Source organism: Mumia sp. Pv4-285, assembly GCF_041320275.1.
GTDB lineage: Bacteria > Actinomycetota > Actinomycetes > Propionibacteriales > Nocardioidaceae > Mumia > Mumia qirimensis.
This window is the reverse complement of the sequence record NZ_CP162023.1, coordinates 256,617-276,672: the sequence shown is the minus strand read 5'-3', so window position 1 is coordinate 276,672 and position 20,056 is coordinate 256,617. Positions and strand designations below refer to the sequence as shown.

The window sequence follows — 20,056 nt, the reverse complement described above, 5'->3', positions numbered from 1 at the left end:
ATATCGCGGGCATATCGAAAAGCGCATACGCGCTGGCAACGCCGCGGTGCCTTGACTCGGGCCATGAGCTACAGCACCAGTGCACCCGCGCGAGGGCGCCGTACGCGACCCACCGTCCTCGTCGTCCTCGGGTCGGCCGGCGCGGCGTTGGTCGGCTTCCTCGTCGCGTCGTCGCTCGCGCCCTCGTCCTCGGCAGCCCCGCCCATCGCCGTGGAGTCGTTGGCCGCCGACGACGTGCAGGCCGTCGCCAACCTCGACCCCCGCCTCCTCGAAGCGCTACGCGCGGCGGCGGCGGACGCTGCCGACGACGGCACCACGCTGTACGTCAACAGCGGCTGGCGCTCGCCCGAGCACCAGCGCGAGCTCCTGCGTGAGGCCGTCTCGAAGTACGGCTCCCACGCGGAGGCTGCCCGCTGGGTCGCCACACCCGAGACGTCCCCCCACGTGTCTGGGGACGCGGTCGACGTCGGTCCGTCCGACGCCCGGAGCTGGCTGTCCGAGCACGGCGCGGCGTACGGGTTGTGCCAGATCTATCGCAACGAGCCCTGGCACTACGAGCTGCGCCCGGCCGCGGTCGACCACAGCTGTCCGGACACGTACGCCGACCCGACCGAGGATCCGAGGATGGGGCCGTGACGAGAGAAGACCCCCGACCTCACTGGAACCAGCGAAGATCGGGGGCCTTCATCGTGCGGTGGCGGTGGGATTTGAACCCACGGTAGGTTTCCCTACACAACATTTCGAGTGTTGCACCTTCGGCCGCTCGGACACGCCACCGCAGAAGAGATTACCGGACCGTCATCAGGGCTCCCAAACCGGGTCCGAGCGCTCCGTGGGGCGTCAGCGGTGCTCCGCGAAGAAGGCCAGCAGCTGCGCCGACGCCTCCTCGGCGCGCACCCCCGCACGCACCTCGGGACGGTGGTTCAGCCGCCGGTCGCGCACCACGTCCCACAGCGAACCGACCGCGCCCGCCTTGTCGTCGTACGCCCCGAACACCAGCCGCGACACCCGCGCGAGGACGAGGGAGCCGGCGCACATCGTGCACGGCTCGAGCGTGACGACCAGCGTGCAGCCGTCGAGCCTCCACTCGCCTCGCGTGTGCGCCGCGGCCCGCAGCGCGATCACCTCGGCGTGCGCGGTCGGGTCGCCGTCGCGCTCGCGAGCGTTCCAGCCCTCACCGATCACCGCGCCCTCTGCGTCCACGACGAGTGCGCCGACGGGCACGTCCGCCGACTCGAGGGCCCGCGTCGCCAGCTCGAGAGCGCGACCCATGAGGGCCTCGTCCTTGGCTCTCGAGGACACGTCAGCCGACGAGCGCCTGGTAGGCGGCGCCGAACCCGAGGCGTTCGGCGATGTCACCGAGGACCTCGTCGGGATAGGCGTCCGGGTCGTCGAGCATCACGGCGAGGTCGATGGCCGTGATGCCGAGGTCGGTGAGGATCTCCATGTCACCGGCCGGCTGCGGGTCGTCGTCGTCCTCCGGGTCGGGCAGGCCGAGCTCGTCGGCCACCGAGCTCGCCAGCGGCCACTCGTCCACCGCGGTGACGTCGGACAGCAGGAGGCGCGTGTGGTCGCCGGAGACGCGGGCGAGGACGAAGAAGTCCTCGTCGATCGCGACCATGCCGATCACACCGCACTCCGAAGGGAAGGGTCGAAGGGCGCGCTCGAGCTCCACGACGTCCTCACCCACCCCGTGAGGGAGACGCGTCAGCGACCACACACCCTCCTCGCGGTAGGCGACGACCGCGACGTCCACGTCGTCCTGCACGGCACACCTCCCTCGACACTCGTCCAACGCGCGTACACCTGAGAATGACAGAGGTTCGCGATGCCGTGTTGGGAAAGCACCCCGAGTTCGCTCATCGGTAGTGTGCCGGTCATGGACATCCACGTCGTCGACCATCCGCTGGTCGCGCACAAGCTCACCACGCTCCGCGACGCGGAGACCGACTCGCCGACGTTCCGCCGACTCACCGACGAGCTGGTCACGCTCCTCACGTACGAGGCGACGCGCGACGTCCGGGTCGAGGCGGTCCAGGTCACGACACCGGTCGCGGTCGCGCAGGGCGTACGCCTCGCCCCGCCCAAGCCGCTCATCGTGCCGATCCTGCGGGCCGGGCTCGGCATGCTCGAGGGACTCCAGCACCTGCTGCCGACGGCGGAGGTCGGCTTCCTCGGGATGATCCGCGACGAGGAGACGCTCGAGCCCGCGACGTACGCCGAGCGGCTGCCCGACGACCTCGCCGGCCGCCAGGCGTACGTGCTCGACCCGATGCTCGCGACCGGCGGCACCCTCTCGGCGGCGATCGAGTTCCTGGTGAGCCGCGGCTGCTCGGCGATCACGGCGATCTGCCTGCTCGCGGCGCCGGAGGGCATCGCCCGGATCGAGGCCGACCTCGCCGACATCACCGTCCCCGTGCTGCTCGTCGTCGCAGCCGTGGACGAGAAGCTCAACGAGGTCGGCTACATCGTGCCGGGGCTCGGCGACGCGGGCGACCGGCTGTACGGCGTGGTCTGACCCCGCACCGCTTCACACTTTCCGTTGGGCCCCACACAGAGTCGCTGCCCCACCTGAACGTTCCGGTGGGGCGCGCATTCTGCGGTGGGGCCCCGTCGGCGTCGTCCACAGGTCGGCCGAGCGCACGGTGCGCGGCGTGCGCGGACCCGCCACGATGCCGCGATGGAGATCGAGAACGATCCGGCGATCGCCGCCGTCGCCGAGCGGCACGGCGGCTACTTCACGACCGCAGAGGCGCGTGATCACGGGTACGGACCGGGGCTGCTCAGGGCGGCACGAGCGCGTGGAGGGATCACGAAGGTCCGGTACGGCGCGTGGGCACCAGCCACCTCGTACGAGAGGCTGACCGTGACCGAGCAGTACGCCGTCCGCTGCCTCGCGGTGGCCGACAAGCTCGGCCCCGGCGCCGTGCTCACGCACCACTCTGCGATCGCCGTACGACGCCTCCCGCTCGTCGCCGTGGACCTGTCGGTCGTGCACGTGACTCGGCTCGACCAACGCAACGGGCGGACGATCGCGGGCGTCCAGTTCCACGAGGGATCGATCCCCGACGGCGAGGTCAGCGACGTCGACGGGCGTCCGGTGTCCGGGCTCGCACGAGCCGTGTGGGAGTCCGCCTCGCTCGCACACGTCCGCAGCGGGGTGGTTCTGATGGACGCCGCACTCCAGCGCGGCCTCGTCGATCGTGACCAGCTCGAGCGGGCCGAGGGTCGCCACCGCGGTTGGCGGGGGAGCCCGCGCGCCTCGGCTGCACTCGCGTTCGCCGACGGACGCGCGGAGTCGCCTGGCGAGTCGCTCGGCCGGTGGATGTTCCACGTGTTCGACCTGCCGAAGCCCGAGCTGCAGTACGACGTGTTCAACGAGGATGGGGTCTTCCTCGGACGAGCCGACTACGCCTGGCCGGAATGGCGCCACCTCGGCGAGTTCGACGGGCTCCGCAAGTACCTCCGGCCGTACAAGGAGGGTGACGACGCGTCCGCCGTCGTGGTGGCCGAGAAGCGCCGCGAGGAGCTGATGTGCGGTCAGCGGTACGGCATGTCGCGCCTGATCTGGAACGAGGTGTTCACGCTGGACCGCAGGGTCGCCGGTGCCGTGCGTGCGCAGCTGAAGCAGTCGCGTCGCCTGTTCGGCTGACGCATTCTCCGTTGGCCCCACGCAGCGTTGCTGCCCCACTGGAACGTTGCAGTGGGGCGCGCAGTCTTCGGTGGGCCCAACGGAGAGTGTCAAAGAGGGCGGGTCGGGCATGACGCGTTCGTGCAGGTCAGGGGTTGGTTGGCGGCCCGAACAAACTTGCACGCCCCCTCGCCACCTCCACCAGATGAGACGCACGTCTCACCCACTGGTCGTCCACCAGCCCCTGCGGATAACGTCTGCCGAATGAAGATCGGCGTGGTCAAGGAGACCTCGCCGGGTGAGACACGCGTCGCTGCCACCCCAGCGACGGTCACGCAGCTGATCAAGCTGGGGTACGACGTCGTGGTCGAGTCCGGTGCAGGCGAAGCGTCCAGCTTTTCCGACGAGGCGTACGTCGAGGCGGGCGCCTCGACAGCGGTGCGCGACGAGGCCTGGCAGGCCGACCTCGTGCTCAAGATCAACGCGCCGTCGTCGGACGAGATCGGTCTGCTGCGTGACGACGCGACGCTGGTCAGCCTGATCGCGCCGGCGTTCAACGAGGCGCTGGTCGACGAGCTGGCGCAGCGCCGGCTGACGGTGCTGGCGATGGACGCGGTCCCCCGCATCTCCCGCGCCCAGTCGATGGACGTCCTGTCGTCGATGGCCAACATCGCCGGTTACCGCGCCGTCGTCGAGGCGGCGCACGAGTTCGGCAGGTTCTTCACCGGGCAGGTGACCGCTGCGGGCAAGGTGCCGCCGGCCAAGGTGCTCGTCGCGGGTGCGGGCGTCGCAGGCCTCGCGGCGATCGGGGCCGCGAGCAGCCTCGGCGCGATCGTCCGGGCCACCGACCCCCGTCCCGAGGTCGCCGACCAGGTGAAGTCGATCGGTGGTGAGTACCTCGAGGTCGACGTCGAGCAGGAGGTCTCGACCGACGGCTACGCCAAGGCGACCACCGAGGCGTACGACCGACGTGCCGCGGAGATCTACTCCGAGCAGGCCGCCGAGGTCGACATCGTCATCACGACGGCCTTGATCCCCGGCCGCGCAGCCCCACGACTCCTCACCGAGGCTGACGTGGCGAGCATGAAGCCGGGCACCGTCATCGTCGACATGGCTGCAGCGCAGGGCGGCAACGTCGCAGGATCGGTCGCGGGCGAGAAGGTCGTCACCCCCAACGGCGTGACGATCCTCGGCTACACCGACCTGGCGGGCCGCCTCCCGACCCAGGCGTCGCAGCTGTACGGGACGAACCTGGTCAACCTGCTCAAGCTCCTCACGCCGGGCAAGGACGGACAGCTCGTCCTCGACTTCGACGACGTCGTCCAGCGCAACGTCACCGTCGTCCGCGAGGGCGAGAAGACGTGGCCACCGCCGCCGGTCTCCGTCTCTGCCACGCCGGTTGCAGCCACTCCGGCCGCCAAGCCAGCTGTCGTCGAGGAGAAACCCCCTCGGAGCCCTGCCGTCAAGTGGGGTCTGATCGGGACCGGCATCCTCGCGCTGTTCCTCATCAACGCCTTCGCGCCCGCCCCTCTGCCGGAGCACTTCACCGTGCTGACGCTCGCGGTCGTGATCGGCTACTACGTGATCGGCAAGGTCCACCACGCGCTGCACACGCCGCTGATGTCGGTGACCAACGCGATCAGCGGCATCATCGTGGTCGGCGCGATGCTGCAGATCTCGATCGACGACGGTGCCGAGAACGCCACGATCATCCGCGTGCTGTCGTTCGTCGCGATCCTGCTGGCCTCCATCAACGTCTTCGGCGGATTCGCCGTGACCCGACGCATGCTCAGCATGTTCTCGAAGGACTGACGCCGCCATGACCGCGCAGAGTGCTGCCACCGCCGCGTACATCGTCGCGTCGCTCCTCTTCATCCTGTCCCTGGCCGGGCTGTCCCGGCACGAGACGTCGCGCAACGGCGTCTGGTACGGCATCACCGGCATGGCGGTCGCCCTGGTCGCGACGTTCGTGCTGGTCCTCGACGTCGCCGACGGGCTCTCGATCGCGTTGCTGCTGGCGGCCGTGGCGATCGGGGCCGCCGTCGGCCTGTGGCGCGCGCGCATCGTCGCGATGACCCAGATGCCCGAGCTGATCGCGCTGCTGCACTCCTTCGTGGGTCTGGCGGCGGTGCTGGTCGGCTGGAACGGCTACCTCGCGCCGAACCACCTCACGGGGTCGCTGGCCGACATCCACAACGCCGAGATCTTCATCGGCATCTTCATCGGCGCGGTGACGTTCACCGGCTCGATCGTCGCCAACCTCAAGCTCTCCGCCAGGATGCGCTCGGCGCCGTTGATGCTGCCGGGCAAGAACGCCATCAACCTCGGGGCGCTCGCGCTGTTCGTGATCCTGACCGTCTGGTTCGTCATCACCCCGAACCTCGTCCTGCTGATCGCCGTCACCGCGCTCGCGCTCGCGCTCGGCTGGCACCTGGTCGCGTCGATCGGCGGCGGCGACATGCCGGTCGTCGTGTCGATGCTCAACAGCTACTCGGGCTGGGCCGCCGCCGCGTCGGGCTTCCTGCTCAACAACGACCTGCTGATCGTCACCGGCGCGCTCGTCGGATCCTCCGGTGCGTACCTGTCCTACATCATGTGCCAGGCGATGAACCGGTCCTTCATCTCCGTCATCGCCGGCGGCTTCGGCATCGAGGCCTCCACGAGCGACGCCACGGACTACGGCGACCACCGCGAGATCACCGCCGCCGACGCCGCCGACCTGCTCACGAACGCACGCTCGGTCGTCATCACCCCGGGGTACGGCATGGCGGTCGCTCAGGCCCAGTACCCGGTGGCCGACCTCGTCCGCAAGCTCCGCGACCGCGGCATCGACGTCCGCTTCGGCGTCCACCCGGTCGCCGGCCGTCTGCCCGGGCACATGAACGTGCTCCTGGCCGAGGCCAAGGTGCCGTACGACATCGTGCTGGAGATGGACGAGGTCAACGACGATCTCGCCGGCACCTCGGTCGTCCTCGTCATCGGCGCCAACGACACGGTCAACCCCGCTGCGGCCGAGGACCCGACCAGCCCACTCGCCGGGATGCCGGTGCTGCGGGTCTGGGAGGCGGAGAACGTGATCGTGTTCAAGCGGTCGATGGCGGCGGGCTACGCGGGCGTCCAGAACCCGCTGTTCTTCCGGGACAACAGCCAGATGCTGTTCGGTGATGCGAAGGAGCGCGTCGAAGACATTCTCCGCGCGCTGTAGGCAGACATCCACGATGTGACATCGCGGGTGGCACATTTCGGATACCGTCGGTATCTTGACGGCATGACCTCCACGTTCACCGGCCAGGTTGCCGTCGTCACCGGTGCCGCACGCGGCATCGGAGCAGGTGTCGCCCGCGAGTACGCCCGCCGCGGCGGCCGGGTCGCGCTCATCGGCCTCGAGCCGGACGAGCTGGCCGCGGTCGCTGCCGAGCTCGGCAGCGCCGCCGCCTGGTGGGAGGCCGACGTCCGCGACACCGACGCGGTCAAGACCGCCGTTGACGCCGCCGCTGCTCACTTCGGACGTATCGACCACGTGCTCGCCAACGCCGGCATCGCCTCGTACGGCACGGTCCGACAGATCGACCCCGAGGCGTTCGAGCGGGTCGTCGACGTGAACCTCAACGGCGTCTACCGGACGCTGCGAGCGGTGATCCCGCACGTCATCGAGACCAAGGGCTACATCCTCGTCGTCTCCTCCCTGGCCGCCTTCACCCCGCTCGCGGGCCTTGCCCCGTACAACGCGAGCAAGGCCGGCGTCGAGGCTCTCGCCCTCGCGACGCGTCAGGAGATGTGGGTCCACGGGGTGAAGGTCGGTGTCTGCCACCCGTCGTGGATCGACACCGACATCGTGCGCGGGACCGAGGCCGACCTGCCGAGCTTCAAGGCGATCCGCGGCAAGCTGCCGTGGCCCGCCAACGGCACGACGACGCTCGAGGACTGCGTCACCGCGGTGTGCGACGGCATGGCGAAGCAGAAGCGGCGCGTGTACGTGCCGCGCGGCGTCGTCTTCGCGAACTTCACCAAGCCGATCATCTCCTCGGCGCTTGCCGAGCCGATCGCGAAGCGCATGGTGCGCAAGACGATCCCCAAGATGGAGGCCGAGGTGGCCGCACTCGGCCGCAGCCACTCCGCCCACGTCCCGGTGACCAAGCCGAAGTAGCCGGCGGCCTCAGACCGCCGCGCTCACCGACGCCGCGAGCCCGACGATGTGGCCGAGCCGCGCGATCTCGGAGTCGAGGATCGGGGGCCCGCCGTGCCGTCCGAAGAGGACGGCCGCCTCGCGCTGGGGGACGGGTGCGCCGGCGAGCACCATCGAACCCCAGTCCGCGACAGGGCTGAGGCGCTGCGCGTGCGTCATCGTGAACCACGCCTCGACGTCGGGCACGCGCTCGGGCGCCGTCGGGGTGGCGTGGAGGACCTGCAGACCGACGTGCGCGCGGGCGACCAGCAGGGCCCAGTCGGCGCGGAACGTCTCCGGGATCTTCTCGGTGAGGCTCTCCAGCGCTCGCGACGGCTCGGCGGTGAACGCCTCGACGGCCTCGAGGTCCATCGAGAGGTTGGCGCCGGCGTTGTAGCGGGAGATCCACTGCACACGCACGCCGTCGAGATGGTGGCACGCGGTGATGAGCTTGTCCGGCATCGTCGTCACGGGCAGCTCGAGCAGCACGTCGTCGACCGCCTTGCCGTCGGAGCGGTGCTCGACGATCTCGATCGCGTGGATGTCTGCACCCGCACCGCCGAGCGCGGTCGCGACGGCACCGAGGGAACCGGGGACGTCCGGCAGCTCGATGCGCAGCAGAAATGCCATGGGTCGAATCCTCCGTTCAGCCGACCGCGCGCCCTGAGTGCACGCGTACGCGGTCGACGGTGACCACGGCCTGTTGCCTCGCGAAGCATACCGACTCCAGGCCGCCGTCCGACCGACTCGTCCGAGTACGACCCCGAATGTCTGGCTGTGCGGCGCCGATCAGCGCAGCGGATCGAGCCGGCGCGCGTACGAGGGGAGCGCCCGCCCTGTGAGCCCGTCGGCCACCATGCGGCCGGTCAACGGACCGAGGGCGATCCCCCACATGCCGTGGCCGCCGGCGACGTGGACGCGCGGCGAGCGCGTGGCGCCGACGAGCGGCAGGCCGTCGGTCGTGCACGGACGCGACCCGACCCACTCCTCCTGACGCGCCTCCCAGTCGACGCCGGTGAACATCGGCCGCGCCGACGCGACGATCGCCTCGATGCGGCGGGGCTCGAGAGGCGCGTCGGGCGAGCGGAACTCCATCGTCCCCGCGACGCGCAGGCGGTCGCCGAGCGGCGTGCAGGCGACGCGCTGGACGGGGAAGTAGATCGGGTTCTTCGGCAGGTGCTCGGGCACCACGGTGAAGCTGTATCCGCGACCGGCCTGCACCACGCGCTTGACCCCGTACGACCGGGCGAGCTCGCCGAGCCAGGTCCCGGTGGCGAGGACGACCGCGTCGGCACCCACTCGCTCACCGTCGCGCGACACGACCTCGACGCCGCGTGCACCCCGGTCGACGACGTCGACGACGTCGAAGCCGCTCTGGATCACGCCGCCGCGCGCGACGACCGAGTCGGCGAGCGAGGCCACGTACGCCGGGGGGTTCACGTAGCGCTGGCCCAGCATCCGCACTCCGGCGCGCACGCCGTCGCCGAGGGTCGGCTCGAGGGAACGGATCTCGTCGGCGCTGAGCAGGTCGTAGTCGACCGAGCCGCCCGACGCGACGACGTGGGCGAGCTCGTCGACGAGCGTCTTGCGGTCCTCGACCGACGCGAAGCCGGCGAGGAACGGGTCTGCATCCTGCAGCGGCTCGCGGACCGCGTGGCCGGCGTCGCCGCCGTCGGAGAGGGCGTCGTACGTGCCGAGAGCGTCACGGTTCAGCTCGGTGAAGACCGCCATCGCGGAGCGCCACTTCGCCGGCGTGCAGTGCCTGGCGAAGCCGACGAGGAAGCGCAGCAGCTTGGGGTCTGCGGTCAGCGGGACGTAGACGGGTGAGGTCGGGCTGAGCATCGCCTTCAGGCCGTACTTCAGCACGGCGGGCTCGGCGAGCGGCAGCGTCAGCGCCGGCGAGATCCACCCGGCGTTGCCCCACGACGAGCCGGCGGCGACGCCGGTCCGGTCGACGACGGTGACCTGGACGCCGCGCTCCTGGAGGAACCAGGCCGTGGAGAGGCCGACCATGCCGGCCCCGGCGACGACGACGTGACGAGGGGTGCTCGATGCGCTCGCGGCGCTGCCCGGGGTGCTCATGCCGACCATGCTCGGCCGGTACGGCGCTGCGTGGGGTGTTCGTTCGGCCACCATCCGCGCCACGACGGTGTGCGATCGCACAGTCCATCGACGTGACGTGTCGACATCGCGCCCACCACAGCGACGCAATGTCGATAGGAAACGCCTCAGATCAGGTCGCGCAGCTTCAGGTGCAGCCCGAGCAGCAGTCGTGTGTCCGGGTCGTCGACGTCGACTCCCGCCGCCTGCGACGCGCGCCGCAGGCGGTTGCGCAGCGTGTTGGGGTGGACGTGCAGGGCGGCCGCGGCCGCGGCGACGTCTCCGCCGTGGGCGAGGTAGGAGCGGGCGCTCTCCAGCAGGTCGGCGTGGTGCTCGGCGTCGAACCGCTCGAGCGACGACAGCGGGCTGAACTCCTCGTACCCGGCCAACGCGTCGGACGCCCGGAGCGCGACCACGTCAGCGAGGACGCCCCGGACGGTCTCGACCACCCCCGTACGCCCGCGGCGGCGGACCGCCCGCACGACCGCGTCCGCGTCGCGGGCCGAGACGTCGATCTCCTCGGCGGACCCCACCGTGCGCCCGACACCGATCACGAGCCGACCGCGGGTCCGTGCCAGGAAGTCGCGGGCGAGCCGGGAGGCGCCTGCCTCGTCACCGGAGACGACCGCGTAGACGACGTCGTCGACCTGCGCGGCAGCCGCGCTCGGCGCGACGGCGGCGAGGTGGAGCACGAAGGCGCCCGCGCGGTGTGCGGGGACGCTCTCGTGCGTGCGGTCGGTGGCGAGGACGAGAGCGGTGCACGGTGCCCGCAGCCCCGCGGACTCGGCGGCGCGAGTCGCGTCGTCGCCGCCGCGCAGCAACGCCTCGACGACCTCGACCGTGCGACGCCGCGACGAGTCCGCCCGCTGCCGCTCACGGACGAGCCCACGCGCCACCACCGGAGCACCCGCGAGCAGGGCCTGCCGCTGCACGTCGGTGAGACCGGTCGGCACCGCCGCCCACACCGATCCGAGCAGGGTGCCGGTGTCGTCGCGGACGGCCACGATCGCGCGGCGGGTCATGCCGGAACCGGGCAGGTCGACCATCACGACGTCGCTGGAGCGCGCGATCTGCCCGTACACGCCCGCCTCGTCGAGCAGCGCGCGGTAGTGCGGCGGCACCTGACGTCCCAGGATCGTCGTGATCCGTGCGTCGTCGACGGCCTGCGAGCGGTCGGCGTCGAGGCTGTTGGAGTAGGCGAGGACGCTCGACTGGGGGTCCTCGATGGTGATCGGCGCACCGACGAGCTCGGCGAGCGAGTTCGCCAAGGACGTCAGATCCTCGTCACGCAGGTCCATGCCGGAAATGTACGGCGTTTCGTCCGGCGAGGCTGTCGCGGACGGTCACGCCTCGATGACGAGTGTTCCGTCGGTAACCGGACATCTGGCACCATGGGGTCCCTATGTGTGCCCCCCGACGTACCACCCCTGCCCGAACGCTCCGCCGTCTCACCGGCGCCGCCGTGTCCGCGACTCTCGCCGTCTCCGGCCTCGTGGTGGTCCAGGCTGTGGCCACGCCCGCGCCCGCGGCAGCGGCCGCCACTCCCGGGTACGACACGATCTGCGAGAACATGCACACGCTCGGGTCTCTCACGCGTGCCGGCGTCGGGCGTGCGCGGTCGATCATGGCGGGCACCGTCGACATGAACCAGTACGGCACGATGCGGCTGGCCACCAACCCGTCGTGGAAGCCGCAGTCGGGGCTCGACCTGGCGGGCGACCGCTACATGCACTCGCTGCACTGGGCGCTCCCGCTCCTCAAGACCGGCCTCGCGCTCGGCGACTCCGAGGGCCTGGCCATGCAGCGCCGTTTCACCGCGATCGTCCGCGACTGGGTCGCCGACAACCCTCCGAAGAAGCGCACCTACTGGCAGAACCACCCCCAGTACCTGGGCTTCCGCATCGGCACGTTCGTCTGCATGAACCGCCTCGCGGCGTCGTCGATCGACCGCGCGTGGGCCGCCAAGCAGCTCAAGGTGGAGCTCGCGAAGGCGCTCGCGTACGGCACGTACGGCAACAACACCACGATGAACCTCAAGCTCGCGGCGTACGCAGGGGCGAAGCAGGCAGGCACCGAGGCGCAGCGGACGACGCTGCGGCGGCAGGCCCTCACGGTCGCCGCCCGTCTCGCGCACTCCGACGGCTCCGACCTCGAGGGCGCACCCGGGTACGGCCTGTACCTCGGCACGATCATGCACCGCACCTACAACGTGTTCACGGCGTACGGCGCCGCGAGCTCGGCGTCCTCGATCGGCTCCATGATCGCCGCGCGCAGCAACTTCTTCGCAGCCGCGAGCCGACCCGACCGCTACCTGGAGACGATCGGCGACACGCACCTGCAGCGGATCCCCGCCGGCGTGTTCGGCTCGACGTCGGCCGCGGAGTGGGTCCGGACGTCCGGTGCGAGCGGCCGCACGCCGACACGCACCTACTCCCGTTATGCCGGCGGCTACACGTTCGGCCGGTCCGGGTGGGTCGCAGGCGTCGACACGTCGTCCACGTTCTACTCGCTGAGGACCGCCGACCGGTACGCGCTCCCGTCGCACCGGCACGCCGACACGACCGCGATGACGATGTTCTCCGACGGAGTCTCGTGGGTGGCCGATCCCGGCCCGTACGCGTACAACGGGTCGAGCCTGCGCTCCGCGGTCACCCGCCGCAACGCCCACAGCGCGCTGGTCGCGCCCGGCACTCCCAACCGCTCGGTCTACGGGCAGGTGAAGGCCTCGGCCGGCTCGGCCTACACGCACCGGACCTGCGTCTACGACCCCGGCTACCTCGGCTCCAGCGGCTTCGAGCTCGCGCGGTGCGTCTACTACCTGCGTGGCATCGACGCCGTGGTCGTCGAGGACCTCGTCCGCTCGACGAAGGTGTCAGGCACCGTGCAGCAGCAGTGGGTCCTGCCCGCGGGCGTCGGCGTCCGGACCAGCGGCCACTGGGTCGCGCTGAGCGGGAAGGACGCCAACGGCGCCACGCGCAGCGCCCGCATGCTCACCACCGGAGCCCCGCGGGCCTCCGCAGGCACGACGACGGCCGGCATCCTCGGTCAGGTGTACGGCGCCTCGAGCCGCGGATCGGTCGTGCGAGTGCCGATCCCGGTCCGGACCGGCAAGACGGCCCGCGTCGTCACGGTCTTCACCTCCAGCGGCACCCCGTCGGTCGCTCGTACGACGAGCGGTGGGCGCAAGGCGCTGCGGGTCGCCGTCAACGGACGCGCGACGACGATCGCCACCTCGGTCAACGAGTTCGCACGACTCGCGGCGAAGGTGTCGTTCGGTCGCTCCAAGGCGAAGGCACGGGTCGGTCAGAAGGTCCGCTTCAAGGCGCGGGTGACCTCGCTCGGGCTCCCGGCGAAGCGTGCGAAGGTCGTGCTGCAGGAGCGTCGCAAGGGCAAGTGGCGCAAGGTCCGCACGCTGCGCACCTCGAAGTCCGGCCTGGCTGCGACCAACGTGAAGATGACGTCGAAGGGGACCAAGCGGTTCCGGGTCGTCGTCCGCGCGAAGCAGGGCAGCAAGGGTTGGCGCACCGTGACGTCGGTGACGCGCACGGTGAAGGTCAAGAAGCGGCGCTAGGTCGCGGCGCTCTCGCGCTTCGCGATCACCACGTGCGTGACCGAGTCCGAGGGCACGTGCTCGACCACCACGTACGACGGTGGCAGCCGTGCGGAGAACAACGGCTCGCCGCGTCCGAGCAGCACTGGGACGATCGCGACGTGCAGCTCGTCGAGCAGCCCGACCTGGAGTGCGGCACGGATCGTCGACGCTCCACCGCCGAGCACGACGTCCTGGCCGTCAGCCGCGTCGAACGCTTGCTCGACAGCAGACTCCAAGCCGTCGGTGATGAAGTGGAAGGTCGTCCCGCCGTCCATCGTCAGCGGCTCGCGCGCGTGGTGGGTGAGGACGAACGTCGGGTGGTGGAACGGCGGGTCCTCGCCCCACCAACCCCGCCAGGACTCGTCAGGCCACTCACCGCGGACGGGCCCGAACATGTTGCGGCCCATCACGGTCGCACCGACGCCCTCGGTGCGCCGGAGCAGGAAGTCCGCGTCCGGCCCCGAAGGGTCGACGGGTCGGCCCGAGTCCTTCTGCGGGAAGATCCACGCGTGCAGCGCCTCACCGCCGACGCCGAGCGGGTTCTCGAGATCCTGGTCGGGACCGGCCATGAAGCCGTCGACGGAGACGCTGATGGTGTGGGCTCGAAGTTTCGGCACCGCCTCAGGCTAGCGGCGCCTTCGGCTTCGGTGCGGTCTGCGTGAGCAGCGACCGCCAGGCGCCCGTACCGACGACGGCGGACCCACCGAGGTGGCGTGCACCCTTGTACGCGCGCATCTGCGCACGCGACGTCGCGTCCCACACCCCGGTGACCGGGACCCGGATCGCCCGCTGGACGGCACGGACTGCAGGGCCGCGCATGCCCTTCGTGATGCGCAGACCGGAGTAGGTCACCAGGCTGCGGTGCACCGTCGACGACCCCTTGGCTGCGGTCACGCGCGGGTACCAGGGACACGGCGTCGCGCGCCGCTTCGTGTAGCGCCCGGCCCAGTTGAGGCCCGCCGGCCGGCACGGCCCGTAGTTCGCGCCCGCGACGGTGCCGTCCCAGTACGAGGTGTAGCCGCGTGCACCGGCCCACGACAGCGAGATGTGCACGTGGTTGCGGTGGCACGTGGTGTCGCTCCCCGCACCGGCACGCGCCTTCGCGGTGCAGCCGTTGTAGCTGCGCCACCCGTCGCGCGATCGGTACGTCGACCAGATCTTGTTGTTCCAGATGATGTACATGACGCCCAGTCGTCGCGCGTTCGCGAACCGGTTGCCGGCCGCGTCGGTCGCCAGCAACCAGGCGACGAGGTCGTTGCCGCGCTTCTTGCCCTTGACGGTGCGCGCGTTCGTCATCCAGTCGACGGCGCGACCGTCGTAGTGCTCGCTGCCCGAGGTCCCGCAGTCACGTGCGGCCATCCAGCTCGTGGCCGGCCAGGTCCTCACGAGCAGGGAGCCGAGCCTCACGGTGCCCGGATGCGGTCGGGCGCAGCTGACCTGACCGACGTGGCCGGCCGGTAGCTCGATGGTCGACAGCGTGACCGGGCTCGGCGGCGCCTTCGCGGCCGACGGCGGTGCGAGTGCCACGGCCAGAAGAGTCATTGCAAGGACGGTCGGCGCCAGCAACAGCGACGCCGTACGCCCGAGGTGCGTACGAGACATGTCTTCCCCCCGACGACCACCCCGCGCACCGACGGCTTGGTCGACGACGGCTTCCCCACGCTGGGCGATCCGTCCCCACGCTACGTATTGCACCGGATGATGCATCTCGAACGGAGGACGAACGGTCAGGTCCGCCCGACGATGGGTCAAGTCGCGACTGGCCGCACGACCCACGATGGCGGGACCAGCAATCGAGAAGGAGCGCCATGACCGCCACGCAGACCGCAGACGGCACGACCGCCGTCGATCGTTCGGCCCCACCCGCGTCGTGGTGGGCCGTCGGTGCGCTGGCGCTGGGCATCTTCACCCTGGTGACGGCGGAGTTCCTCCCCGCGAGCCTCCTCTCGCCGATGGCGCACGACCTCGGCGTGTCCGAGGGCATGGCGGGCCAGACCGTGACCGTCACCGCACTGATGGGCGCGGTGACCGCACCGACGCTGGCGATCCTGCTGCCGCGCACGGACCGGCGCGTGGTGATGGTGGGGCTCACGGCGCTCGCGCTGGTGTCGAACCTGCTGGTCGCGATCAGCCCAGGCCTGGTCACGGTCCTCCTCGCACGGCTGCTGCTCGGCGTCGCCCTGGCGGGGTTCTGGGCGATGGTCCTCGCGGTGACCGCCCAGCTCGTCGCCCCCGACCACCTCGGCCGCGCGATGATGGTGGTCAACTCGGGCGTCTCGCTCGCCACGGTGCTGGCCGTCCCCGTCGGAGCGTTCCTGGGGGAGCTGTGGGGCTGGCGGTGGGTGTTCGTCGCCGCTGGCGGAACCGCCGTGCTCGCCCTGGTGGCGCAGCTCGTCACCCTTCCCCGACTCCCGGTCACGTCCAGCGGCTCGCTGCGCATCCTCCTCGAGACGGCCAGGCGCCGCATCGTGCTCGTCGGGATGACGGCAACGGCGCTGATCGCCGGTGGACACTTCGCCGGCTTCACCTACCTTCGGCCGGCGCTCGACCGCGTCCCGCTGCTGACCGCGGCCGGCCTCGCCGGGCTGCTGGCGGCGTACGGGGCGGCGAGCTTCGTCGGCAACATCCTGAGCGGGCTGCTGGCCGACAAGCGGTTGCGGCTTCTCGTGGTCGCAGCACCTGTCCTGATCGGAGTCGCGACGGTGACGCTCGCGCTCGGCGGCACCTCGTACGCCCTGGTGGCGGCGACGGTCGTGCTCTGGGGGATCGGTTTCGGCGGGATCCCGACCGCCGTCCAGACATGGATCGCGCGCGTCGCGCCGGACCGGCTGGAGAGCATGGGCGGGTTGTTCGTGGCGACGTTCCAGATCGCGATCGCGCTGGGCGCAGCGGTCGGCGGGCTCGTCGTCGACGCGTTCGACGTGCGCACGGCTCTGGTGCTCGGTGGTGTCGCCGCGGTGCTGGGCGGCGCCCTGCTCGGGGCCGCTCGCCGGGTCTGACCTCTGGGGACGACGGGGGACGGCGTGGCGGTGGGCCGAGTCAGGCGGCCTGCCGCCACGCGCGCGGCGACAGTCCGGTGTGGCGTCGGAACGCGCGGCTGAACGCCGCCTCCGACCCGTAGCCGGTGACCGAGGCGACGTACGTCGACGGGGTGCCGGTGCGCAGCAGGTCCATGGCCTTCCGCATCCGGACCGCCGTCAGGTACCGGTGAGGGCTGTCGCCCACCGCGGCACGGAACTGCTCGGAGAACTGCGACCGCGACGCACTCGCCACCTGGGCGAGCGACGCGACCGTCCAGGGCGAGCCGGGGTCGTCGTGGATGGCGGCGAGCACTCGGGCCACGTGCGGGTCGCGGATCGCGCCGAGCCATCCGCTCGCGGCGCCGCAGCCGGACTCCGCCCACTGACGGATCGCCGCGACCATCACGAGGTTCGCGATCCGGGTCGTGAGCGAGCTCGAGCCGGGCCGCGCGCGGCGCACCTCGTCGTCCATCGCGTCCAGCAGCGGCCCCATGACGGGTTCGGCGGCGCGGAAGCAGCAGGCGAGCACCGTGTCGGGCATGAGCCGGACCAGCCGGTCGCCGTCGGAGACCTCGAGCCGGAGGTTGCCGGTGTAGAGCGTCGTCGTCGTGGTCGAGCGGAGGAGCGCCTCACCGCCGCGCGGCAGAAGCAGGAACGCGCCCTCCCGCAGCTCGGTCCGTTCTGTGCCGCGGCTGACCACCGCGTCACCGGAGACGACGTAGTGGAAGCGCATCCCGTCACCGTGGTAGCGCCGGTGGTCGCCGGCACCGAGGTCGTCGCGGGCGAACCCGGTCACGCTCCAGTGCAGCGCCCCGAGGAGCTCGTCGAGCGCTGCGACAGGCTCGGACGTGCGGACGGGCTGTGCGTCGTACCCCGTGGCGACCATGCAGAGGACAAGTCCACCCGTACGGGAGACATTCCCGCGTGGCCCCCGCTGGTCGAGGCGCGAAGCGATCGAGACCCCCCTCCCGCTGGTCGAGGCGCGAAGCGATCGAGACCCCCCTCCCGCTGGTCGAGGCGCGAAGCGATCGAGACCCGGTCGCACGAAGCCACCTCGCCTGGTGGGCAGCGCGCGTCAGGCCAGGTGGCGCGCCAGGAACGCGCGCGTACGCGGATCGGTCGGGTCGGTGAAGACCTGCTCGGCCGTCCCGCGCTCGCACACGACACCGCTCTCGAGGAAGAGCACCTCGTCGGCGACCTCGCGCGCGAACTGCATCTCGTGGGTGGCCATCACGATCGTCATGCCCTCGGCCTTCAGCTCGCGCACCGCCTCGAGGACCTCGCCGACGAGCATCGGGTCGAGCGCCGAGGTGACCTCGTCGAGCAGCAGGACCTTCGGCTCCATCGCGAGAGCGCGGACGATCGCGACCCGCTGCTGCTGGCCTCCCGAGAGCGCGTCGGGATGCTTGCGCGCCTGGTCGGCGAGACCGAACCGCGTGAGCAGCGCCATCGCGCGCTCCTCGGCGTCGCGACGGCGACCACCGCGGACCTTGCGGGGGCCGAGCGTGACGTTGTCGAGGACCGACATGTGCGGGAAGAGGTTGAAGGCCTGGAAGACCGTGCCGATGTCACGGCGCACCTCGTCGACGTCGACCCGCGGGTCGGTGATCTCGGCGCCGTCGAACCAGATCTCGCCGTCGTCCACGACCTCGAGCAGGTTGAGGCAGCGCAGGAGCGTCGACTTGCCCGAGCCGGACGCGCCGATCAGGCACACCACGTGGTGCGCGTCGACGCTCAGGTCGACACCCTTGAGCACGTCGTGGTCGCCGTACGTCTTGCGGACGCCGCGCGCCTCCAGGAGCCCGCTCATGCTGCCCCGCTCTGTCGTCGGGCCGCACGCAGCGACAGCCAGTCGGTGAACCGCGCGAGCGGGATCGTCGCCACGATGAAGAAGGCGGCCGCGACGACGTACGGCGTGAAGACGAAGTCGCGGCTGGAGAAGATCTGCGCCTGCCGCAGCGCCTCGACGAGGCCGATCACGGAGAGCAGGGCGGTGTCCTTCTGGAGCGAGACGAAGTCGTTGAGCAGCGGCGGCGTCACGCGGCGGAGCGCCTGCGGCAGAACGACGTGGCGGAGGGTCTTGCCGTACGAGAGGCCGAGCGACCGACCGCTGGCCCACTGGCTCGGGTGGACCGACAAGATGCCTGCACGGATCACCTCGGCGACGTACGCCCCGTAGCTCAGGGTCAGCGCGATGACGCCGAGCCAGAACAGGCTCGTCGGGGCGCCTTGGAGACCGAGGGCCGGGATCCCGAACCCGACCAGGAGCACGACGAGCAGGGTCGGCGTGCCACGGAAGACGTCGGTGTAGATCGTGGCGAGGACCTTCAGCGGCGCCATCCACGCCGACGGCACCACCCGGATGATCGCGACGAGCAGCGCGAGCGCGAGGATCAGGACCTCGGCGACGAGGAACGCCTTGATGTTCGTGACGAACGCCTTCGCGATGTCGGGGAAGGCTGCCTTGGCGTCGTCCCAGTCGAAGTACGTCTCGCGGACGCGGTCCCAGCCCGGCGCGGAGGTGATCAGGAGCCAGGCGCCGACGAGCACGACGACGGTCGACACGAGCGCGATCGTCATCCGGCGGCGGTCGCGACGGCGCCGGAACGCCAGGCGTTCGAGCTGGCGCGCGCTCACCTCCCAGGAGGCGCTCACGACAGCTCAGGCACACCCGTGGTCTGCGACAGCCACTGCTCTTCGAGATCGGCGAGGGTGCCGTCCTCACGCAGCGTGGTGATCGCCTCGTCCAGGCATCCGACGAGCTCGCTGCCCTTCTGCAGGAGGAGGCCGAACTCCTCGCTCTGCCCGGTCTCGGGCTGGAACTGCCCGACGATCACACCGGGCTCGGAGAGCACCGCTGCGGTCGTGTAGAACGCGGACGGCAGGTCGAGGACGAGCGCGTCGATCTGGCCGACCTCGAGGGCCTTGGTGGCCTGGTTGCTGTCGTCGTACACGCGAGGCTGCTTCGCCGGCGCGATCTGGTCGATCGCGTTCAGCGAGGTCGTCCCGACCTGCGCGCCGAACTGTGCGTCCTTGAGGTCGGCGAAGCTCGTGGCCTTCGCGTACGGGCTGTCCTCGAGCGTGATGATCGCCTGCGCCGCCTTGTAGTAGGGCTCCGAGAACGTGACCGCCTTCGCGCGCTCCTCGGTGATCGAGACCTGGTTGATGTCGAAGTCGAACGACTTCTCACCCGGCTGGTAGCTCGTGTTGAACGGCACCGCCTCCCACACGACCTCGTCCTTCGCGAACCCGAGCTGGTCGGCGACGGCGTACGCGACCGCGCTCTCGAAGCCCTTGCCGTTGCTCGGGTCGTCGTCGACGAACCACGGCTCGTACGCCGGGGAGTCGGTGCCGATCGTGAGCTGGCCGTCGGTCTTCAGGGGGAGGTCGGCCTTCTCGCAGGACGCCGCGCTGTCGGACGCGTCGGTGTCGTCGTCACCCTCGTCGGCCGGGGCGCACCCGACGGCGAGCGCCAGGAGGGAGGCGGCGGCGAAGGCAGCGAGACGGGCAGGGCGACGCACAGGATTCATGGACAAAGCGTATTCCAG

19 protein-coding genes and 1 tRNA gene are annotated in these 20,056 nt (G+C 70.9%); 8 read left to right on the top strand and 12 right to left on the bottom strand.

Annotated elements, in window-relative coordinates; genetic code table 11:
- Positions 1-63 precede the first annotated feature (63 nt).
- Positions 64-636, top strand: coding sequence for a M15 family metallopeptidase (locus AB3M34_RS01240; RefSeq protein ID WP_370617263.1), 573 nt, complete (start codon positions 64-66; stop codon positions 634-636).
- 56 nt (positions 637-692) lie between these two features.
- Here AB3M34_RS01240 and AB3M34_RS01235 read toward each other — a convergent pair.
- The 3 genes from AB3M34_RS01235 to AB3M34_RS01225 all read right to left on the bottom strand — a co-directional run bounded on the left by AB3M34_RS01235 (position 693) and on the right by AB3M34_RS01225 (position 1,768).
- Positions 693-777: transfer RNA gene (locus AB3M34_RS01235), tRNA-Ser, on the bottom strand.
- Between the two features lie 63 nt (positions 778-840).
- Positions 841-1,302, bottom strand: coding sequence for a tRNA adenosine(34) deaminase TadA (gene tadA / locus AB3M34_RS01230; RefSeq protein WP_370617262.1), 462 nt, complete (start codon positions 1,300-1,302; stop codon positions 841-843).
- A gap of 1 nt (position 1,303) precedes the next feature.
- Positions 1,304-1,768 carry a tRNA adenosine deaminase-associated protein gene (locus AB3M34_RS01225; protein WP_370617261.1) on the bottom strand — a complete coding sequence of 155 codons (465 nt, stop codon included), beginning with the start codon at positions 1,766-1,768 and terminating at the stop codon, positions 1,304-1,306.
- Between the two features lie 111 nt (positions 1,769-1,879).
- Between AB3M34_RS01225 and upp the strand changes: the two genes are divergently transcribed.
- From upp to AB3M34_RS01200, 5 genes are all read left to right on the top strand, one after another.
- Positions 1,880-2,518, top strand: coding sequence for a uracil phosphoribosyltransferase (gene upp, locus AB3M34_RS01220; RefSeq protein ID WP_370617260.1), 639 nt, complete (start codon positions 1,880-1,882; stop codon positions 2,516-2,518).
- 162 nt (positions 2,519-2,680) lie between these two features.
- A complete protein-coding gene (locus AB3M34_RS01215) occupies positions 2,681-3,652 on the top strand; it encodes a type IV toxin-antitoxin system AbiEi family antitoxin domain-containing protein (RefSeq protein WP_370617259.1) in 972 nt (323 codons plus the stop codon).
- A 243-nt stretch (positions 3,653-3,895) separates the two neighbouring features.
- On the top strand, positions 3,896-5,443 hold the full coding sequence (locus AB3M34_RS01210; RefSeq protein ID WP_370617258.1) for a Re/Si-specific NAD(P)(+) transhydrogenase subunit alpha: 1,548 nt from the start codon (positions 3,896-3,898) through the stop codon (positions 5,441-5,443).
- Positions 5,444-5,450: 7 nt separating this feature from the next.
- Positions 5,451-6,836 (top strand): Re/Si-specific NAD(P)(+) transhydrogenase subunit beta, encoded by a 1,386-nt coding sequence (gene pntB / locus AB3M34_RS01205; RefSeq protein WP_370617257.1) that lies wholly within the window; start codon positions 5,451-5,453, stop codon positions 6,834-6,836.
- Between the two features lie 63 nt (positions 6,837-6,899).
- The gene (locus tag AB3M34_RS01200; protein WP_370617256.1) at positions 6,900-7,778 is read left to right on the top strand and encodes an SDR family oxidoreductase; all 879 of its coding nucleotides are present in this window, start codon (positions 6,900-6,902) and stop codon (positions 7,776-7,778) included.
- A gap of 9 nt (positions 7,779-7,787) precedes the next feature.
- On the opposite strand, the gene AB3M34_RS01195 is transcribed toward AB3M34_RS01200, so the two are convergent.
- The 3 genes from AB3M34_RS01195 to AB3M34_RS01185 all read right to left on the bottom strand — a co-directional run bounded on the left by AB3M34_RS01195 (position 7,788) and on the right by AB3M34_RS01185 (position 11,194).
- Entirely contained in the window at positions 7,788-8,417 is a 630-nt protein-coding gene (locus AB3M34_RS01195) for an ACT domain-containing protein (protein ID WP_407070179.1), read from the bottom strand.
- 168 nt (positions 8,418-8,585) lie between these two features.
- Positions 8,586-9,878, bottom strand: coding sequence for an NAD(P)/FAD-dependent oxidoreductase (locus tag AB3M34_RS01190; protein ID WP_370617254.1), 1,293 nt, complete (start codon positions 9,876-9,878; stop codon positions 8,586-8,588).
- A 146-nt stretch (positions 9,879-10,024) separates the two neighbouring features.
- Positions 10,025-11,194, bottom strand: a complete 1,170-nt coding sequence (locus AB3M34_RS01185) for a PucR family transcriptional regulator (protein WP_370617253.1) — start codon at positions 11,192-11,194, stop codon at positions 10,025-10,027.
- A gap of 164 nt (positions 11,195-11,358) precedes the next feature.
- Between AB3M34_RS01185 and AB3M34_RS01180 the strand changes: the two genes are divergently transcribed.
- Positions 11,359-13,467: a heparinase II/III domain-containing protein gene (locus AB3M34_RS01180; protein WP_370617252.1), complete on the top strand. Its 2,109-nt coding sequence runs from the start codon at positions 11,359-11,361 to the stop codon at positions 13,465-13,467.
- Here AB3M34_RS01180 and AB3M34_RS01175 read toward each other — a convergent pair.
- Together AB3M34_RS01175 and AB3M34_RS01170 are read right to left on the bottom strand one after the other, a co-directional pair.
- Positions 13,464-14,105 carry a dihydrofolate reductase family protein gene (locus AB3M34_RS01175; protein WP_370617251.1) on the bottom strand — a complete coding sequence of 214 codons (642 nt, stop codon included), beginning with the start codon at positions 14,103-14,105 and terminating at the stop codon, positions 13,464-13,466. The genes AB3M34_RS01180 and AB3M34_RS01175 overlap by 4 nt on opposite strands.
- A 4-nt stretch (positions 14,106-14,109) precedes the next feature.
- Positions 14,110-15,090, bottom strand: coding sequence for a hypothetical protein (locus tag AB3M34_RS01170; RefSeq protein ID WP_370617250.1), 981 nt, complete (start codon positions 15,088-15,090; stop codon positions 14,110-14,112).
- Between the two features lie 206 nt (positions 15,091-15,296).
- Here AB3M34_RS01170 and AB3M34_RS01165 point away from each other — a divergent pair, with 206 nt between their 5' ends.
- Positions 15,297-16,487 (top strand): MFS transporter, encoded by a 1,191-nt coding sequence (locus AB3M34_RS01165; RefSeq protein ID WP_370617249.1) that lies wholly within the window; start codon positions 15,297-15,299, stop codon positions 16,485-16,487.
- Positions 16,488-16,527: 40 nt separating this feature from the next.
- Here AB3M34_RS01165 and AB3M34_RS01160 read toward each other — a convergent pair whose 3' ends face one another.
- From AB3M34_RS01160 to AB3M34_RS01145, 4 genes are all read right to left on the bottom strand, one after another.
- Positions 16,528-17,394: an AraC family transcriptional regulator gene (locus AB3M34_RS01160; RefSeq protein WP_370617248.1), complete on the bottom strand. Its 867-nt coding sequence runs from the start codon at positions 17,392-17,394 to the stop codon at positions 16,528-16,530.
- Between the two features lie 189 nt (positions 17,395-17,583).
- Positions 17,584-18,318 (bottom strand): amino acid ABC transporter ATP-binding protein, encoded by a 735-nt coding sequence (locus AB3M34_RS01155; protein WP_370617247.1) that lies wholly within the window; start codon positions 18,316-18,318, stop codon positions 17,584-17,586.
- Entirely contained in the window at positions 18,315-19,163 is an 849-nt protein-coding gene (locus AB3M34_RS01150; RefSeq protein WP_370617246.1) for an amino acid ABC transporter permease, read from the bottom strand. The genes AB3M34_RS01155 and AB3M34_RS01150 overlap by 4 nt, the downstream gene beginning before the upstream one ends.
- Positions 19,160-20,038 carry an ABC transporter substrate-binding protein gene (locus AB3M34_RS01145; protein ID WP_370617245.1) on the bottom strand — a complete coding sequence of 293 codons (879 nt, stop codon included), beginning with the start codon at positions 20,036-20,038 and terminating at the stop codon, positions 19,160-19,162. The genes AB3M34_RS01150 and AB3M34_RS01145 overlap by 4 nt, the downstream gene beginning before the upstream one ends.
- Positions 20,039-20,056: the final 18 nt, after the last annotated feature.

Excerpts from the sequence above, each read along its gene's own strand:
- AB3M34_RS01185 (WP_370617253.1), bottom strand. The coding sequence starts at position 11,194 with ATGGACCTGCGTGACGAGGATCTGACGTCCTTGGCGAACTCGCTCGCC.
- AB3M34_RS01160 (WP_370617248.1), bottom strand. The coding sequence starts at position 17,394 with ATGGTCGCCACGGGGTACGACGCACAGCCCGTCCGCACGTCCGAGCCT.
- AB3M34_RS01190 (WP_370617254.1), bottom strand. The coding sequence starts at position 9,878 with ATGAGCACCCCGGGCAGCGCCGCGAGCGCATCGAGCACCCCTCGTCAC.
- AB3M34_RS01240 (WP_370617263.1), top strand. The coding sequence starts at position 64 with ATGAGCTACAGCACCAGTGCACCCGCGCGAGGGCGCCGTACGCGACCC.
- AB3M34_RS01200 (WP_370617256.1), top strand. The coding sequence starts at position 6,900 with ATGACCTCCACGTTCACCGGCCAGGTTGCCGTCGTCACCGGTGCCGCA.
- pntB (WP_370617257.1), top strand. The coding sequence starts at position 5,451 with ATGACCGCGCAGAGTGCTGCCACCGCCGCGTACATCGTCGCGTCGCTC.
- AB3M34_RS01165 (WP_370617249.1), top strand. The coding sequence starts at position 15,297 with ATGACCGCCACGCAGACCGCAGACGGCACGACCGCCGTCGATCGTTCG.
- upp (WP_370617260.1), top strand. The coding sequence starts at position 1,880 with ATGGACATCCACGTCGTCGACCATCCGCTGGTCGCGCACAAGCTCACC.
- AB3M34_RS01170 (WP_370617250.1), bottom strand. The coding sequence starts at position 15,090 with ATGTCTCGTACGCACCTCGGGCGTACGGCGTCGCTGTTGCTGGCGCCG.
- AB3M34_RS01155 (WP_370617247.1), bottom strand. The coding sequence starts at position 18,318 with ATGAGCGGGCTCCTGGAGGCGCGCGGCGTCCGCAAGACGTACGGCGAC.
- AB3M34_RS01210 (WP_370617258.1), top strand. The coding sequence starts at position 3,896 with ATGAAGATCGGCGTGGTCAAGGAGACCTCGCCGGGTGAGACACGCGTC.
- AB3M34_RS01215 (WP_370617259.1), top strand. The coding sequence starts at position 2,681 with ATGGAGATCGAGAACGATCCGGCGATCGCCGCCGTCGCCGAGCGGCAC.
- AB3M34_RS01145 (WP_370617245.1), bottom strand. The coding sequence starts at position 20,038 with ATGAATCCTGTGCGTCGCCCTGCCCGTCTCGCTGCCTTCGCCGCCGCC.